Genomic DNA, 15252 nt, shown 5'->3' with positions numbered 1-15252 from the left:
CAGGCCTGGAAATGCCGGGCAACGGGGTACGGGCATGTCGCTGATTCTGGAAGCACTCAATCGCGCCCGGCGGGAGCAGCACGATGCGGCGCCGGTCCCGGGTGTGGACAGCGACCACTACTATCCCGCGGTTGATGAGAGTCCCTGGCGGCAGCGCGGTTTGCTGGGCGCTCTCGCGGTGGCCCTGCTGGTGATCGGAGTATTGCTGGGCCGTGAGTTCAACCGCGACGGGAGGGAACCCACCCCCGCGGCACCGGTGCAACCCGCTGTGATGGCGGAGGCTCGGGTTGCGCCATCTGCGGCGCCTGCGGTGGCCACAGCAACGGCTCCCGAGACCGGGAGTGCCCCGGCGTCACAAGCGGCACCGGAGGCCCCCGTGATTCTGGAAGCAGTCCCGGAGCCAGTCCCGGAGACAGCTCCGGAGGTTTCTGCGTCCGCGGTGGCCACCTCCCCCCCGCAAGCCCCAGCACCTGCAACCGCGGGCACCGGAACCAGCGCGGAGGTGGCGGCCCTGTACCAGCAGACCACCGTCCCGGAAGAGGCCCCGGAAGTGGCCGAAGCCTCTGCAACGGTACCCGCCAGCGAGGAGCCCGTGGTGGATATCGCCAGCCTGGTGACCGCGGCGGAGCAGGCGCTGGAGGACGTGCGCCTGGCAGAACACCCGGCGCCCTTTCTCGGCGACCTGTCCCAACAGCGCAAGGACGCGGTGCCCACCCTCATGTACCTGCAGCACGACTACCGCAACGAAGGCGGCTCGACCGTGACCATCAATGGTCAGCAGGCGCGCGCGGGGCAAACGGTCGGCCGCGGGGTGACGGTGGAGGAAATCCTGCCCGACTCGGTGGTACTGAGCCATGCTGGTCAGCAGTTTCGGCTGCGGGCGCTCAACAGTTGGGTAAACCTGTAGCGACAGCCTGAATGCTTGACATGAAACACTGGTTTGACGATCTGGTACCTGAATCATGAAGTTCATCATCGCCCTGGTCCTCCTGCTACTTTTCTTCGTCCTCGCGCTGAGTGCTCTTCTCGCCTGGGACCTGCGTGCCGACAGGGCGGAATGGCAGCGTCTCGCGGCGCTGCAGCCGGACGCTCCGCAACGATTCTCCGCCAGCATGATCGAAGACCTGCCCGAGCCCGCACGGCGCTACTTCAGTTTTATGATCGAACCGGGAACGCCGCTGCTGCCCGTGGCCGAGATTGAGATGAGCGGGCAGTTCAGCCTCGGGAGCAAGGACAACCCGGCCTATCAGCCGATGGAGGCGCACCAGATCCTCGCTGCCCCCGACGGTTTCCTTTGGTCCATGCGTACCCGCGGCGGGATGCCGGTGTCGGGATCGGACTCCGGATCCTGGACACGGTTTCGCATCTTCTGGCTGATTCCCGTGGCGCGGCTGGGCGGGACGCCGGATCATACCCGGTCGGCCTTCGGCCGCTACGTTGCCGAGGCCGTGGTCTGGACGCCCGCGGCGCTGCTGCCCGGGCCGGGAGTTAGCTGGGCGGCGGTGGACGATGACACGGCACGGGTGACTGTTCGCCACGGTGATCTGAGCCAGGCAGTGGATGTGACTGTCGCCAGTGATGGCAGGCCCGTTGTTGCATCGTTTCAGCGCTGGAGCAACGCCAACCCCGACAAGGTACACCGCCTGCAGCCCTTTGGCGCCACCCTGGCGGATTTCCGCGAGGTCGGAGGCTATCGACTGCCGTTCCGGGTGGAGGCCGGCAATATGTACGGGACCGAGGACTATTTTCCCTTTTTCCGCGCCGAGGTTTCTGCCATCCGGTTTCCCGAAGCGGCGCCATGATGGCCATGGTTCTTGCCGTTCAGGGCGCGCTGCCGCTGGCGCTGCTGGTGCGGCAGGCGGCGGCGATATCGGCACCAAAGCCGCGCAGTATCTCGACGAAACGCACAGTCTCGGTCAGGAATGGTGCGTGGCCCGAGTCGTCGAACACCACCATTCGCTTGCCGCACCGCACCTCGACTTCTTGCACGAGGCGCACGTAGAGATCGTGGTCGCGGAATTCCCCGGTCCGTGCCCCGGATCAGCAGCCATTGCGTCATGCCGCCGATTTCCGCCGGGATCAGTTCGGCAATGGCATTGGGCGCGTGGATCGGTGCGGTTCGGGCCGGCAGGCGCTTCCACAGAACGCCGCCTGCAATGGCAGCGATGAGCACCAAGGCGAAACGGGCAAGGGTCACGGAGGTGCGGCGCCCCCGCTGAACCGCCTGCGACTGCGATATGGTCCCATCCGAGATGGTCGAGCAACTCCACCAAGACCGGTCAACAAGGCGCGTCGTCTGATCACTTTGCAGCCTCAAGAGCCAGGTCTGCGATCGCCTGCTCCAGCGCGTGAGCCAGATCGCTCGAGTCGTCGATGAATCCCACGTCGGTGTTGATCTGGAAGGCGACGGTTATGCCGTGATCGGCGTAGTGGCGCAGGCTCGAGACATAGCCCGGGATCCAGCCGCCATGTCCGTACACCGGTCCTCGCGGTGTGTCCGTGTAGATCGCGACACCCAGGCCGTAGAACACACCGGGGGCAACCGGCACCCCGTCGAGCAGGCGGTCAAGGTAGTCTTCTGCCATCGCTTCGCCGCCGAACAATAGCTGCCCCCAGCGCGCAAGGTCCTGCGAAGTCGAGGCCAGTCCGCCACCGGTCCATTCCATGGCCGGATTCCAGAGCAGCCGGCCTTCGGTATCTGCCGTTCGTTCCGGCAGGCCGAAAAGATTGTCGTGCGCCACGTAGCCTACCGCGATACCGGGAAGGTCACGGCTGTCAGAGGGGAAGGTGCCGGTGAGTGCCAGCGGACCAATAAACCGTGTGCGCACGATGTCTCGGTAGGCCTGCCCCGTCACTGCCTCAATCACCAGCCCGAGCAGGATATACCCGGTATCGCTGTAGGCCCAGGCGGAGCCCGCAGCGAACAGCGGTGCCATACCCGCCACAAAGCCCAGGAGATCTTCGGGGAGCACCGTACCTTCGGCCTGCGTAATCTCTGTCCAGGCGGCGCGGAACGCAGGCAGATAGATGTGGTCGGGTAACCCGGCGCTGTGTTGCAGGAGCTGCCCGAGGGTCATGGTCCGGGCGTTGGGCAGAGCACTGAACCACGGCCGGTCGCCAAGGTGATCGGCCAGCAGGTCGGTCCGGGACAGGCGCCCCTCGTTTTCCAGCGTCAGCAGCGTGGCGGCGACAAAGGTCTTGCCGATACTTGCAGCCAGCATGGGTGTCTCGGGCGTCATCACACGGCCGTTTTCGATATCGGCGAGGCCGGTGGCCGCGGTGACGATAGTGCCGTCCGCCAGGGCAAGTGCGGCCGTCGCGCCGGGAAAGCTGTAGCGCGCGCGGAAGTCCTCCAGTGTTGCATCCAGCCGCGCCGAAAGATCGGCATGGTCCCGGGCGCTCGCGGGCTCGCCGGCACTGAGGCTTGCCACGACGCTGGCCGCAATGAGGAATCTGCGCATGCGTCTAGTCCGCGGCCCCGGGCGCGCGGGCCTGTGTCGCCGGTACAACCCCGGTCACCGCGCCCCCACGGGCAAACATCGTGTTGCGGTGCCACCACACGACCACGACTGTCACCACGACCAGGATGATCGTGTCCCAGGGCTGGGCGTCCGGCCAGAACGGGTTGATCAGTTGCCAGTGGAACAGCATCGGCCACAGCAGGCTGCCCCGCGCCTGGTTGAAAACGGGCGTGAGCAGCACCGCAAGCGTCACATTTCCAATAAAAAAGGGAAGGAAGGACCAGTCGGCGTAGACCGTGCCAGACAGTAAGAACGCGGGCAGGTGCCAGACTCCCCAGGCCGCGCCGATCAGCAAGCCCGCCCAGATGGGCGCCATATGCCGCTGCAGCAGGGGTTGTGCCACGCCGCGCCAGCCGAACTCTTCAATCGGGCCCAGAAACAGCATCATGAACAGGAGCGCCACGACCGGGACCATGCCCTCGGGCGGCAGCGGCGCCAGAACCGGACCGCCCTTGAGCAGCGAGCCGGTGACGAAGACCAGCGGCAGTCCGGCCAGAATGAAGGCGACCCAGCCCGCCGGGATTCGCCACAGGAATAGTCGACCCAGGAAACTGCGCAGGCCTGCAGTGCCGGAATGGAGCCAAACGACCACGAAGGCCGCGATTGCCGGCGCCCAGGTCGCGAGGAAAAAGAACGGGTGTGAACCGCTGATCTCGCCGAAGATGGCGGCGGCCCTGTCCGGGAAAACAATGTAGATCCCGATCAGTCCCCAGGTGATCAGAAAGGTAATACCGACGAAGGCAACAAGCGCTGTTGACGGTACTCTGGGCGGGAGTGTCAAAGACGGTTCGACAGGCATCGGCAGCGCTTCAGGGACTGGAAGATCATGGTGGAAATATTCGCACATGCGCCGTAGGGCGTCCCTGATGTGGATCAACCCGGGTCGGGGGTGCGGGGTGTGTCATGGGCGCGACGATTTACCTATACTGCGGATGGCGAACAGCGCCAATTCAGGGGTTCCCGGGAGGGTACGAAAAATGCAGGCTGACGTTGTCGGCACGACTGTGAGGTATCGATTGCTCCGATGATGGACTGGACCCACCACCACGCGACAATCAACGGCATCCATATGCACTACGTGGAGCAGGGGCAGGGCATGCCGGTAGTGCTCTGCCACGGCTTCCCGCACTTGTGGTTCAGCTGGCACCGGCAGATCAGCGCGCTGGCCGCGGCCGGGTACCGGGTGATTGCTCCGGACATGCGCGGCATGGGCCAGACCGAGGCACCGGCGGCGGCGGAAGCCTATGATATCGACCACATCACTGCGGATCTGCTGGGTTTGCTGGATCATATCGGTGAGCCGCGCGCGGTGTTTGCCGGGCTTGATTTTGGTGCCTTTGCGATCTACGACCTGGCGCTGCGGCACCCGGAGCGGGTGATCGCGGTGATTGGCCTGGAAAATCCGGCAGCGCCGCACAACCCCGACGAGCCTCCCCTCACTGAATACCGGCGCATGGGCGAGCAGCATTTCCTGCACATCGAGTACTTCCGCGAGCCGCCGCGGGCGGACCTGGAGCTGGCTGCCGCGCCGCGCCGCTTCCTGCACAAGGTTTTCCATACCCTCAGCGGTGCCTGTAATTACTTCGAGATGTTCCGCCATCCGCCGGGCACCTCCTATATCGACGCCATGGAGGAGCCGCCACCGCTGCCCTGGTCCTGGCTGTCGGAGCTGGAACTGGAGTTCTTTGTCTCCGAGTACAGCCGCAGCGGTTTCACCGGGGGCCTGAACTGGTACCGTTCGTTCGATCTCAAGTGGGCCCAGCGCAGGCCCTTCGAGGGCGTGCAGAGCACCGTGCCGGCCTACTTTCTCGGTAGCGAGCACGATGTGGATCTGGAAGGGTTTCACGGCGAGGACCCTATTGGCCAGATGCGGGGGATCTTTCCGGATCTGCGCGAGGTGCGGATGATCCCGGGTGCGGGACACATGGTGCAGCTGGAAGCCTCGACGGAGGTGAACGCGATATTGCTGGAGTACCTCGCGGATATTCGCCTGCGCGATCGGGAGACCACGCCACCGCAGCGCTAGCAGGGGGCAAGGCACGGCGCCGCGGCACCAGTGGCAGCCCTCGCTAGCAGATCGCCAGTGCCAGTCCCTGCTTTGCCAGTACCGCCTGCTCCTGCTGCAGTTCCTGGGCGGTCAGCGGGTGTTGCACCAGCCAACCCTCCGGGAACTCCAGCCGCAGGGCGTCCGCTTCCAGGTGGACAGCGAAATCCGGCAGTGCCTCCAGCTGCTCCACGTACTTGAATATCAGCGCCAGCCGGATGAGGCTGATGAGCCGCAACAGGCGCGGGCGCTCATTGTCCGGGACCGCGGCCCACAGGGTCTCGTCCAGTTTGCCGCGCTGGGTGGCGGCCAGTAGCGCCATTTGTTCCTGCTCTTCCTGGGAAAACCCGGGCAGATCGGCGTTGAGCAGCAGATAGGCACTGTGCCGCTGGTAATGCTTGTGGGAGATGGCCATGCCGATTTCATGGGCCAGCGCGGTGCGCTGCAGCAGGTCGCCATCGGTCCGGCGCAGTTTCCAGCCGCTGCGGGTGGCGTTGAACAGGGTGAGGGCACGGCGCGCCATCAACTCCGCCATCGGGGTATCCACCCCGTAGCGCTGCATCAGGGCGTTGATCGTTCTCTCCCGCACGTCCTCGTGGCTCAGGCGCCCCATCAGGTCATAGATCACGCCTTCCCGCAGCGCCCCGCGGGAAGTGCGCATTTGCCTGATACCGAGCTCATCGAACAGGGCGCTGGCTATGGCTACCCCGGCGGCGATGACATTGCGGCGCTGGCTGCTGAGCCCCTCCAGGGCGATGTTGTCGAAGCGCTTGAAGCGCAGCAGGCGCTTCTCCAGTTTCTCCAGCCCCTTGCGGTCGATGCCGCCATCGCTCCAGCCCTGGCTGAGCAGCACCGCCTCCACCGCCTGCAGGGTGCCGGAGGAGCCCACGCACTCCGCCCAGTGGCCGGCGTGGTAGTGGTAGCGGATGTGGGACACCTCCAGGCGCGCCCGGTTATAGGCGTGGCGGTAGTTGTCCTTGCTGATCTTGCCGCCGGGGAAACAGCTGTCCGAGTAGGAGACGCAGCCCATTTGCAGGCTCTCCAGGCGCCGGGGTTCGAAGCGCTCGCCGATAATCAGCTCGGTACTGCCGCCACCGATATCGATCACCAGCCGCGACTGGGCGTCGTCGGCCAGGGTGTGGGCGACACCCAGGTACACCAGCCGCGCTTCCTCGCGACCGTAGACCACGTCCACGGGAGCGCCCAGGATTTCCTGCGCCGGTCGGGTGAAGTCGCGGCGATTGTCGGCCACCCGCAGGGCATTGGTGCCGACCACGCGGATGCGCTCTGCATCGACGCTGCCCAGCATCTGGGCGAAGCGGGCCAGGCAGTCGAGCCCGCGTTCGATGGCCTCCGGTGACAGCCGGTTGTCGACCAGACCGGCTCCGAGCTGGACTTTTTCCGCCAGCACTTCCACCGGGCGCATTTCCCCGTGCTCTACGCGGGCCACGATCAGGTGAAACGAATTGCTGCCGAGGTCGACCGCTGCCAGCAGGCTGCCGTCAGGAAGGGGTTCGCGCGTTTGGGGTTCCAAAATGGGATTCGTCTCGCGGCTGGCGTTTGCCTGCGATCATAAACGATAGCCCGTTCGGACGCACGGATCCGACCGTCACGCTGGACTCAGGACAGCAGCCAGGCGGCAACAAGCGGCGTCAGCAGGCCGGTCGCTGCGCTGAGTAGCAGCACCTGGCCGCTGATCTTCGACAATTCTGCAAGAGGGTCGCCACCCGCGTGGACCCGGGCCAGGACCGGCCATTCTATGGCCCCGGCGAAACCGAGACTGCCGAAGGCGGCCGCCAACAGTGCCACCCCGCCCGGTGAGTCGGCGGAGAACGCCAGCCAGAGCAGGGCGATGGCGACTGCCGAGCCCAGGGTGCCGGCGTAGCTCATGACGAGGAATTGCCCGCGGCCATTGCGCTGGAAGTCCCAGTCGAAGGCGAACAGGTTGAGTCGTTTGGTACGGTGGTAGCTACCGCGAGCAGTGAGCGCGCCGGCGTAGTGGAACCACTCATGCACCAGGGTGGTGGTGATCGCTCCTGCCAACAGGCCGGTGGCGACGCTGACCAGTGCGGCCAGCGGCTGCCCCGAATTCACGGCCCAGTTGTTGGTCGCAGTAAACAGACCCAGCATGAAGAGGGTGATCCCGAGGTGGGAAAAGGCAACCAGGCTGGTACTTATGCCGCCGGTAGGCTCTGCAACCGGCGCGGAGTCATCGAGTGTGTTGTCCATTGTCTTTCCCGCACGGTGAGACTGATAATGAACTTACGCAAGTAACGGCGCGCTGGATGCGGGCCCGAACGGGCCTATTTGCGCCCGGCGCCCGAGGGGCGAGCCACGTAGCCGCCCTGCTGGCCGCTGATGCCGGATTTAATGCTCTCGATCTTGCCGCCTGACTGCAGGAACATTCTGGTCTGTTCTTCGATGGAGGAAGAGGTTTCAACGGCTGCTGGCTGCTTTTTCTTGGCGGGGGCGCGTTGGGGCTTGGCGGCGGACATGATCAGTGCTCTTGCAACGGGTGGCCGACCAGTATACCGCAAAAGCACTGCAGCTGTCTGCCCCGGGTGTCTCAACCCATGGCGGCGTGATGCTCAGGTGGCGATGACGCGGGGGGTCCGCAGGGGCATCCGGGTCAGCAATTCGTAGCCGATGGTGCCCGCATGGCGGGCGACCTCGTCCACCGGCAAGCCCTCACCCCAGAGAATGACCGGGTCGCCGATTGTAACGGGTGGCAGGTCGGTCACATCGACCGTAATCATATCCATGGAGACCCGGCCTGCCAGTGTGGCTCGCCGGCCGTTCACCAGAACAGGGGTGCCGTTGGTTGCCGTGCGCGGGTAGCCGTCGCCGTAGCCTATGGTTACCGTTGCGATACGGGAAGGGCGTTGTGCCTGCCAGCTGGCGCCGTAGCCGACGCATTCGCCGGCCGCAATCTCCCGCACCGAGATGACCGCAGATACCAGTGTCATGACAGGCCGCAGGCGTTCCGCCGGGGACTGGGCTTCGCCGAAGGGAGAGTTGCCCCAGAGCATGTAGCCCGGCCGGATCCAGTCATAGTGGGCCCGCGGCCAGGCCAGGGTGGCGGGGGAATTGGCCGCGCTGCGCAGCCCCTCCAGATCTGCGGTGGCGGCCTCGAACAGCGCGATCTGCTGCCCGGTCTGCGGGTTGTGCAACTCGTCGGCGGAGGCAAAGTGGGTGGACAGCACCGGCAGTCCAGCCACATTGTCACAGGCAAGCAGCCGCTGGTAGAAGCTGGCGGACTGCGCGGGCAGGACGCCCAGGCGGTGCATGCCGGTATCGATCTTGAGCCAGCAACCAAGCGGTGCCGGCAGGGAGGCCTGTTCCAGCCACTGGAGCTGGAGGTCATTGTCAACGGTGATCCATAATCCCGCTGCGGCAGCGATCGGCAGCTCACCGGCTTCGAAAACCCCTTGCAGGAGCAGGATCGGGCAGCGGATACCTGCGTCGCGCAGCGCCAGGGCTTCCTCTGTGCAGGCGACCGCCAGCGCATCCACCCGGGGTTCGAGCTCCCGTGCCATAGTCACCGCGCCGTGGCCGTAGGCATTGGCCTTGACCACGGCCATCAGGCGCGCCGCGGGCGCCAGCTCCCGGGCCAGGGCGACGTTGTGGTGCAGGGCGCTGAGGTCCAGGCGGGCCTGGCTGGGGCGGGTCATCAGTAGTCGTAACGGTGCCGGGTAAACAGGCTCGCCGCGGCGAGCCAGACATCGCCGATGCCGCCCTGTCCCACCGGCTTGCCGTCGATCTCGATGACCGGAGCCACCTCTTTGCTGGAACTGGTCAGCCAGACTTCATCGGCGGCGTGGACCTCCGCCATGGTCACCACCCGCTCTGCTATCGGAATCTCGCTATGCTTGCGCAGAATATCCAGCAGCATCAGCCGGGTGATTCCAGGGAGCTTCTGGTGATCCAGCTCCGGGGTGGCGACAGCCCCGTCCTTGACCACGAATACGTTGCACGCCGCGGCCTCGGTCAGCTCGCCGGCCTCGTTGTAGAGAATGGTCTCCCCGTGGCCCCGGCTGTAGCCGTGCTGGTAGTGCATGACGTTACCCAGCAGGGCGGTGGATTTGATATTGCAGCGGCGCCAGCGCAGGTCTTCAGCCGTGGAGACGCGGTAGCAGGTGGCCGTTGTCTTGTCGGCCACGGGCGCAGGCGGGATTTCGAAAGCGAACGCGTAGAGAGTCGGGGCGACATTCTCGGGATAGGCGTGATTGCGTCGACTATCGGCGCCCCGGCTGATGTGGAAATAGATGCCCAGATTGCCCCTGCCGTTGCGGGCTATCAGCTCGTTGGCAATGCCTCGCCACTGGGTCTCGTCTACTTTCAGTTTGATCTCAATGGCATCCAGGCCCTGCTGCATGCGCTGCATATGGGGCCCGAATCCCACCAGCTTGCCGGCGTAGGAGGGGACCACCTCGTAGATGCCGTCGCCAAACAGGAAGCCCCGGTCCATCGGCGAGATGCGGGCTTCACTCATTGGCAGGTAGTCGCCGTTCAGGTAGACAATGCTCATGTTCGAATCCTGTTTTGGTTCGTGTTCAGTTGTGCAGAAAGCCGGTCAAACGGCGGATTTCGCCAATGACCGCATCGCCCTCGGTGGGGGGCATACCATCCTCGGTCAGGGTGTTCTCGCGGGTCACGCCGTCGACGCTGCCACGCTCAGACAGATAGTGCAACGTGGCCAGCGGTGAAAAAGCCCCGAGCAGATCGCGTTCTGACCACAGTCCGAGAAAGGCGAGCAGGCCGTAGGCGCCCCAGTTGGAAACGTCAGCCACCAGCAGTTCATCGCAACTGGTGACCGCCACCCGGATATCCAGAGCGGCGATGGCGTCGGCGATCTTGCCCATACCGATCTCGTTGCCGCCGTCACCAATGCCGATGGTCGGGCACTTCGCCCGGGTCAGAAACGGGTCGAAGACGCCGCAGCGGGAGCTGATATCCTCGCCGCGCATGTTGTAGTAGCGGCCATCTGCAGTCCGGCCGGGTCGCTCGATGGAGATAACGGCAGCGGGGGTGTTTGCTTCCAGCCAGGAAATGGCTGCCTGCTCACCGCCGTCGGCGGGCTCGCAGGCCAGGGGCAGGATGCGATAGTCCGCCGCCATGGCGTCGGCCAGCGGCCTGGCGCAGGCGATCACGGGCTGTGCACCGAGGGCCTCAAGACCCTGGTACAGCGCAATGGCCCCCACCGGGCCATCGGTTTCGAAGGTGTCTCCCACCGGGAAGCCGGTGCCGATCAGCACCGTCCCCTTCAGGTCGCGCAACAGCGCCGCCGCGCGCCGGTAGTAACCGGGCCTGAGCGCGGCTCGCGCGGTCTGCATCTGGCGCGGATTACGTGCGACCAGCAGGGCCTCGATGGTTTCGCTCAGGATCTGGTCATTCAACGGTCTTGCTCCTGGGGCACTGCCTGCAAGGGCATGTGGTGTATACGCCAATGGTTGAGGTGCAATGCATTGTGGGCGGCGTGGGGGCTGATGGCCGCGAAGTGCACGGTGCCGCCGGGCTGCAGCTGTGCCATGCGACCGGCGTCCAGGGACAGGGCGGCACCGATCTTGGGGTAGCCGCCGATGGTCTGGCGGTCATTGAGCAGCACGATTGGCTGGCCATCGGCGGGGATCTGGATAGCGCCAAAGCAGATACCCTCGGAGAGAATACCCTCGATGTTGCAACGGATGGCAGGGCCCTCCAGTCGGTAACCCATGCGATCGCAGCGCTGCGATACTGTCCAGCCGCTGCTGAAAAAGCGCCGCTGCTGCAGGCGGTCAAAGTGGTGCTGCTGGTAACCGGGTATGACTCTGACAGTGACCTGTTGCTGGTAGCGCGGGCGCTGGTCGCGGGGCAGCTGCAGGCGACGATGTTCGGTCACCGTGGCGCAGGGCAGGACATCGCCCGGCGCCAGCTTGTCGCCGCGGAGCCCACCCAGCTGCTCCCGCACCACGGTTGCGGTGCTGCCAAACCGGGGGGCGATAACAAAGCCGCCGGCCACGCCCAGGTAGCTGCGACAGCCGTCTGTGGCATAGCCCAGGCTGATGTGGTCGCCGGCCTTGACCTTGTGCACCGTCCATAGCGCTCGCGCCTTGCCGTTGATTGCCAGGGGCATGCTGGCGCCGGTTACGCACAGGAAGGTGTCGGTGTGGGCGTCCAGTTCCAGTCCGCCAAAGCTGGCTTCGATGGCGGTTGCCGCCGGGTCGTTGCCCAGCAGACGCTGGCAGAGCGCGAAGGCGTCCCGGTCCAGCGGGCCGCCGGTCGTCAGGCCTATGCCGTGCTGGCCGTAGCGGCCCGGATCCTGGAGCAGGCTCAGCAGCCCGGGCTGGCGCACCACCAGACTCATGCCAGCTCTCCGCCCAGTTCCAGAAACCGCTCCCGGCTGATCGGCTCAAACCGCACTCGATCGCCTACGGCTACCGGCATGCTGGGCTCGGCATCCGGGTCGAACATGCGTTGCGGGCAGTTACCGATCAGGTTCCAGCCACCCGGTGACACGGCTGGATACACTGCGGTCTGGCGATCGGCGATGGCCACCGCGCCCCGCGGCACCCTGGCGCGAGGTGTTGCCAAGCGGGGTGCGGCGATGCGCAAGTCCACCTCGCCGAGATAGGCGAACCCCGGGGCGAAGCCGATAGCATAGACGCGGTACTCGGCACCGCTGTGCAGGGCGATCACTTCCTCCACCGGCAGTTTGCACTGCTGTGCCAGGCGTTCCAGATCGGCGCCGGACTCGGTGCTGTAGTAGACCGGCAGCACGACTTCCCGGCCACCGCTGCCGGCGCTGGCGCTGTCGATAGCCTCGCGGATACCGTGCAAACGGTGAATGACACTCATGTGGTCGGTGCGAAGCGGATCGTAGATCACCAGCAGCGACGCGTAGGAAGGCACCAGATCAATGAGGTCGGGCCCCAGCGCCCGGCGGGCCGCCGCGGTCGCGGCCTGAACCCGGGCGGCCACTTCCTCCGTGGTTTTTTCGCCCAGGTAGAGTATTACCGCATTGTCGCCGGCGTAGCTCAATTGCATGCGCGGGTCAGGCTCCCTTGATCAACGCGCGCACGGCTTCGATAGCGCGTACACCCTCAAGATTGTCACCATGCACACACAAGCTGTCAGCGGCCATTGGCAGGCGCTGGCCGCTGATCGTGGTGACGGTGCCCTGGCGGCACAATTCGTCCACCTGGGCCAGCATGCGTTCGCGATCGTGCACCGCGTGCGGTCGCTTTCGCGATAGCAGGCGCCCGTCATCGTCATAGCAGCGATCGGCAAAGGCTTCGAGCAGGAGTTGCAGGCCCAGCGCATGCGCCTCTTGCCGGTGTTCCTCGGCCTGCGGCGTCGCCTGCAGCATCAACGCCAGTGGCCGGTGGTAGCCGGCTACCGCCGCCATGATGACGCGCCGCAGCGAGCTGTTGGCCATCATGTCGTTGTAGAGCGCGCCGTGGGGCTTGACATAGCCCAGTTGCAGACCGTGACAGGCGGCCATGCCGTCCAGGGCAGCTACCTGGTAGCGCAGGCTGCTGGCCAGCTCCGCATCGTCCAGGTGCATGCTGCGGCGGCCGAAACCTACCAGGTCCGGGTAGGCGGGATGGGCACCCACGCTGACGCCGTGTCGCGCTGCCAACGCCAGGGTTTTGTCGATGGTAACCGGGTCGCCACCGTGAAAACCGCAGGCAATATTGGCCTGGTCGATGTGGGGCATGACGTCGGCATCCATGCCCATGTTCCAGCTGCCATAGCTTTCGCCGAGGTCACAATTGAGAAGCATTATCGGTCCTGTGCTCAGAAGCGCGTGTGGTCAGAGTATAGCCAGTTGGCTGTTGCGCAGGTCGGTCACCAGCATGCAGCCCGGACTGTGGGTGATGGCCAGCGGCGGTCGCGCCTGCTCCAGCGCAACCTGCGGGGTAACGCCGCAGGCCCAGAAAACCGGCAGTTCCCCGGCTTTCAAATTGACCCGGTCACCGTAATCCGGCCGCTCCAGGTCCGGTATCCCTATCTGCGCCGGATCTCCCAGATGGATGGGCGCGCCGTGAACCGATGGGAACCGGGTGCAGATCTGGATCGCCCGAATGGCATCTGCGGCCTTGAAGGGGCGCATGCTGACGACCATCTTGCCGGCGAAGGGCCCCGCTGGCTGGCAGTCGATATCGGTGCGATACATGGGTACGTTGACGCCTTCGCTGACGTTGCGCACGTCCAACCCGTCGGCCAGGAGTGCTTCTTCAAAGGAGAACGAGCAGCCCAGGGCAAAGGTTACCAGATCGTCCTGCCACAGACCGTTGATGTCCTCGCACTCCTCCTGCAGCTTGCCGTCCCGGAAAACGCGGTAGCTTGGCACGTCAGATCGGATGTCTATATCCCCCAAAAGTGGTAGCGACGGGTCGCCCGGTGAGGCGGAGCTGGCGATGAGCGGGCAGGGTTTCGGATTGGCCTGGCAAAAACGCAGGAAATCGCTGGCCCAGGCAGCGGGCAGGATCACGATATTGCACTGCACGAAGCCGGCGGCGAGACCGGAAGTGTTGCCGGAATGCTGACCACTGCGGATACGGCGGCGGAGTTCGGCAGGTGTTGGGGTGTTGGGCATGTTAATCCTCGTCGGAGAGGGGGTTGGCCTTGGCACTGGAGACCGCGCCCCGAAAGCAGGATAATAGTGCGTTGCGATCCATCATAGTTGATTCCCCTCATGCTCGACCAGTTGCTGCAGGTGCTTTCCCCGCGATCGGCGGGAGAAGACGTTTTTGTTGCTGAGAACATGCATCCCGAGGCCTTCCGGGTCTACGGCGGGCAGGTTCTGGCGCAGGCGCTGCGGGCCGCTGCCGCGACCGTCGAGCCGGACCGGGCAGTGCACTCCCAGCACGCGTATTTCCTGCGCCCCGGTGATCCCGGCGAGGAGATTCGGCTGGAGGTTGATCGAGCCCTGGATGGCGGCAGTCTCAGCTCCCGGCGGGTCGTTGCCCTGCAGCGGGGCAAACCGATCCTGGTGTCCTCCGTCTCCTTCCAGCGCGCAGGGCGCGGCGATGATTTCCAGCAGCCGCTGCCCGCCGTGCCCGCGCCGGAAACCCTGCCCAGCGAGCGTGAGCGGGCCCTGGCGGAGGGTACCATGGATGCAAGCTTTATGGTGACCACGGGTCTTGAGCTCGATGTGAGGCTGGTGCATCCGGTTGACTGGCAGAATCCGCAGCCCTTGCCGCCCCATCTGGAAGCCTGGATGAAAACCACGGGCCCTTTGCCCCAAGGCAATGCCCTGCACGCCTGCCTGCTTGCTTACATGTCGGATATCTTGTTGATCGATGTCTGTCTCGCTGCCACGGGGCGCAGTTTCCTGCTGGACGATTGCCAGATCGCCAGTCTCGATCACGCGCTCTGGTTCCACAGCCCGGTGAGGGCCGACGAATGGCTGCTGCACGCTGTGGAGGCAGAGCGGGTGAGTGGCGGGCGCGGGCTTGCTCGGGGCAAGGTCTACAACCGCGAGGGCGTCCTTGTCGCATCCGTCGTCCAGCAGGGGCTCATGCGCCTGCGTTGACGCGTTGCCTCACCGGGTGGGTAACCTTATGATGAGGGGCTGGTTCGCGCTGTTCACCATAAGGATTCCACCATGCCACATCCCGCCATTACCGCTGAAACCTACCCGCACAAGCCGGCCATCATCATGGGCGGCTCCGGCGAGATGGTCACCTACGCCGAGCTCGATGA

17 protein-coding genes are annotated in these 15252 nt (G+C 65.2%); 4 read left to right on the top strand and 13 right to left on the bottom strand.

Features of this window, described 5'->3' with window-relative positions; translation table 11 throughout:
- Positions 1-34 precede the first annotated feature (34 nt).
- Both RJQ10_RS06465 and RJQ10_RS06460 read left to right on the top strand, forming a co-directional pair.
- Positions 35-907 (top strand): general secretion pathway protein GspB, encoded by an 873-nt coding sequence (locus RJQ10_RS06465; RefSeq protein ID WP_350144807.1) that lies wholly within the window; start codon positions 35-37, stop codon positions 905-907.
- Between the two features lie 55 nt (positions 908-962).
- Entirely contained in the window at positions 963-1802 is an 840-nt protein-coding gene (locus RJQ10_RS06460) for a DUF6544 family protein (RefSeq protein WP_350144805.1), read from the top strand.
- A gap of 19 nt (positions 1803-1821) precedes the next feature.
- On the opposite strand, the gene RJQ10_RS06455 is transcribed toward RJQ10_RS06460, so the two are convergent.
- The 3 genes from RJQ10_RS06455 to RJQ10_RS06445 all read right to left on the bottom strand — a co-directional run bounded on the left by RJQ10_RS06455 (position 1822) and on the right by RJQ10_RS06445 (position 4302).
- Positions 1822-1998, bottom strand: coding sequence for a hypothetical protein (locus RJQ10_RS06455; protein ID WP_350144803.1), 177 nt, complete (start codon positions 1996-1998; stop codon positions 1822-1824).
- A 302-nt stretch (positions 1999-2300) separates the two neighbouring features.
- Complete coding sequence (locus RJQ10_RS06450) at positions 2301-3461, bottom strand: serine hydrolase domain-containing protein (RefSeq protein WP_350144801.1); 1161 nt, start codon at positions 3459-3461, stop codon at positions 2301-2303.
- Positions 3462-3465: 4 nt separating this feature from the next.
- Entirely contained in the window at positions 3466-4302 is an 837-nt protein-coding gene (locus RJQ10_RS06445) for a CPBP family intramembrane glutamic endopeptidase (protein WP_350144799.1), read from the bottom strand.
- Positions 4303-4545: 243 nt separating this feature from the next.
- Here RJQ10_RS06445 and RJQ10_RS06440 point away from each other — a divergent pair, with 243 nt between their 5' ends.
- Positions 4546-5547, top strand: a complete 1002-nt coding sequence (locus RJQ10_RS06440; RefSeq protein WP_350144797.1) for an alpha/beta fold hydrolase — start codon at positions 4546-4548, stop codon at positions 5545-5547.
- 43 nt (positions 5548-5590) lie between these two features.
- Here the strand turns inward: RJQ10_RS06440 and RJQ10_RS06435 are convergent, their stop codons facing one another.
- The 10 genes from RJQ10_RS06435 to RJQ10_RS06390 all read right to left on the bottom strand — a co-directional run bounded on the left by RJQ10_RS06435 (position 5591) and on the right by RJQ10_RS06390 (position 14143).
- Positions 5591-7099 (bottom strand): Ppx/GppA phosphatase family protein, encoded by a 1509-nt coding sequence (locus RJQ10_RS06435; RefSeq protein WP_350144795.1) that lies wholly within the window; start codon positions 7097-7099, stop codon positions 5591-5593.
- Positions 7100-7185: 86 nt separating this feature from the next.
- Positions 7186-7794: a hypothetical protein gene (locus tag RJQ10_RS06430; protein ID WP_350144793.1), complete on the bottom strand. Its 609-nt coding sequence runs from the start codon at positions 7792-7794 to the stop codon at positions 7186-7188.
- A gap of 74 nt (positions 7795-7868) precedes the next feature.
- Positions 7869-8060 (bottom strand): hypothetical protein, encoded by a 192-nt coding sequence (locus tag RJQ10_RS06425; protein WP_350144791.1) that lies wholly within the window; start codon positions 8058-8060, stop codon positions 7869-7871.
- Positions 8061-8153: 93 nt separating this feature from the next.
- The gene (gene alr / locus RJQ10_RS06420; RefSeq protein WP_350144789.1) at positions 8154-9236 is read right to left on the bottom strand and encodes an alanine racemase; all 1083 of its coding nucleotides are present in this window, start codon (positions 9234-9236) and stop codon (positions 8154-8156) included.
- Positions 9236-10093: an aminotransferase class IV gene (locus RJQ10_RS06415; RefSeq protein ID WP_350144787.1), complete on the bottom strand. Its 858-nt coding sequence runs from the start codon at positions 10091-10093 to the stop codon at positions 9236-9238. The genes alr and RJQ10_RS06415 overlap by 1 nt, the downstream gene beginning before the upstream one ends.
- Before the next feature lie 25 nt (positions 10094-10118).
- On the bottom strand, positions 10119-10961 hold the full coding sequence (locus RJQ10_RS06410; protein WP_350144785.1) for a glutamate cyclase domain-containing protein: 843 nt from the start codon (positions 10959-10961) through the stop codon (positions 10119-10121).
- Positions 10958-11908 carry a 5-oxoprolinase subunit C family protein gene (locus tag RJQ10_RS06405; RefSeq protein WP_350144783.1) on the bottom strand — a complete coding sequence of 317 codons (951 nt, stop codon included), beginning with the start codon at positions 11906-11908 and terminating at the stop codon, positions 10958-10960. Before RJQ10_RS06405 ends, RJQ10_RS06410 begins: the two co-directional genes overlap by 4 nt.
- Positions 11905-12588: a 5-oxoprolinase subunit PxpB gene (gene pxpB / locus RJQ10_RS06400; RefSeq protein WP_350144781.1), complete on the bottom strand. Its 684-nt coding sequence runs from the start codon at positions 12586-12588 to the stop codon at positions 11905-11907. Before pxpB ends, RJQ10_RS06405 begins: the two co-directional genes overlap by 4 nt.
- Positions 12589-12595: 7 nt before the next feature.
- Positions 12596-13327: a 5-oxoprolinase subunit PxpA gene (locus RJQ10_RS06395; protein ID WP_350144779.1), complete on the bottom strand. Its 732-nt coding sequence runs from the start codon at positions 13325-13327 to the stop codon at positions 12596-12598.
- A gap of 30 nt (positions 13328-13357) precedes the next feature.
- Positions 13358-14143 carry a putative hydro-lyase gene (locus tag RJQ10_RS06390; RefSeq protein ID WP_350144777.1) on the bottom strand — a complete coding sequence of 262 codons (786 nt, stop codon included), beginning with the start codon at positions 14141-14143 and terminating at the stop codon, positions 13358-13360.
- A gap of 99 nt (positions 14144-14242) precedes the next feature.
- Between RJQ10_RS06390 and RJQ10_RS06385 the strand changes: the two genes are divergently transcribed.
- On the top strand, positions 14243-15082 hold the full coding sequence (locus RJQ10_RS06385; protein ID WP_350144775.1) for an acyl-CoA thioesterase: 840 nt from the start codon (positions 14243-14245) through the stop codon (positions 15080-15082).
- Positions 15083-15252 lie beyond the last annotated feature (170 nt).

Source organism: Haliea sp., from assembly GCF_040222615.1.
GTDB lineage: Bacteria > Pseudomonadota > Gammaproteobacteria > Pseudomonadales > Halieaceae > Haliea.
The sequence above is the reverse complement of the archived record's forward strand: the minus strand, read 5'-3'. Positions and strand labels throughout refer to the sequence as shown.

Excerpts from the sequence above, each read along its gene's own strand:
- RJQ10_RS06465 (WP_350144807.1), top strand. The coding sequence starts at position 35 with ATGTCGCTGATTCTGGAAGCACTCAATCGCGCCCGGCGGGAGCAGCAC.
- RJQ10_RS06460 (WP_350144805.1), top strand. The coding sequence starts at position 963 with ATGAAGTTCATCATCGCCCTGGTCCTCCTGCTACTTTTCTTCGTCCTC.
- RJQ10_RS06450 (WP_350144801.1), bottom strand. The coding sequence starts at position 3,461 with ATGCGCAGATTCCTCATTGCGGCCAGCGTCGTGGCAAGCCTCAGTGCC.
- RJQ10_RS06440 (WP_350144797.1), top strand. The coding sequence starts at position 4,546 with ATGATGGACTGGACCCACCACCACGCGACAATCAACGGCATCCATATG.
- RJQ10_RS06430 (WP_350144793.1), bottom strand. The coding sequence starts at position 7,794 with ATGGACAACACACTCGATGACTCCGCGCCGGTTGCAGAGCCTACCGGC.
- RJQ10_RS06425 (WP_350144791.1), bottom strand. The coding sequence starts at position 8,060 with ATGTCCGCCGCCAAGCCCCAACGCGCCCCCGCCAAGAAAAAGCAGCCA.
- alr (WP_350144789.1), bottom strand. The coding sequence starts at position 9,236 with ATGACCCGCCCCAGCCAGGCCCGCCTGGACCTCAGCGCCCTGCACCAC.
- RJQ10_RS06415 (WP_350144787.1), bottom strand. The coding sequence starts at position 10,093 with ATGAGCATTGTCTACCTGAACGGCGACTACCTGCCAATGAGTGAAGCC.
- RJQ10_RS06405 (WP_350144783.1), bottom strand. The coding sequence starts at position 11,908 with ATGAGTCTGGTGGTGCGCCAGCCCGGGCTGCTGAGCCTGCTCCAGGAT.
- pxpB (WP_350144781.1), bottom strand. The coding sequence starts at position 12,588 with ATGCAATTGAGCTACGCCGGCGACAATGCGGTAATACTCTACCTGGGC.
- RJQ10_RS06395 (WP_350144779.1), bottom strand. The coding sequence starts at position 13,327 with ATGCTTCTCAATTGTGACCTCGGCGAAAGCTATGGCAGCTGGAACATG.
- RJQ10_RS06390 (WP_350144777.1), bottom strand. The coding sequence starts at position 14,143 with ATGCCCAACACCCCAACACCTGCCGAACTCCGCCGCCGTATCCGCAGT.
- RJQ10_RS06385 (WP_350144775.1), top strand. The coding sequence starts at position 14,243 with ATGCTCGACCAGTTGCTGCAGGTGCTTTCCCCGCGATCGGCGGGAGAA.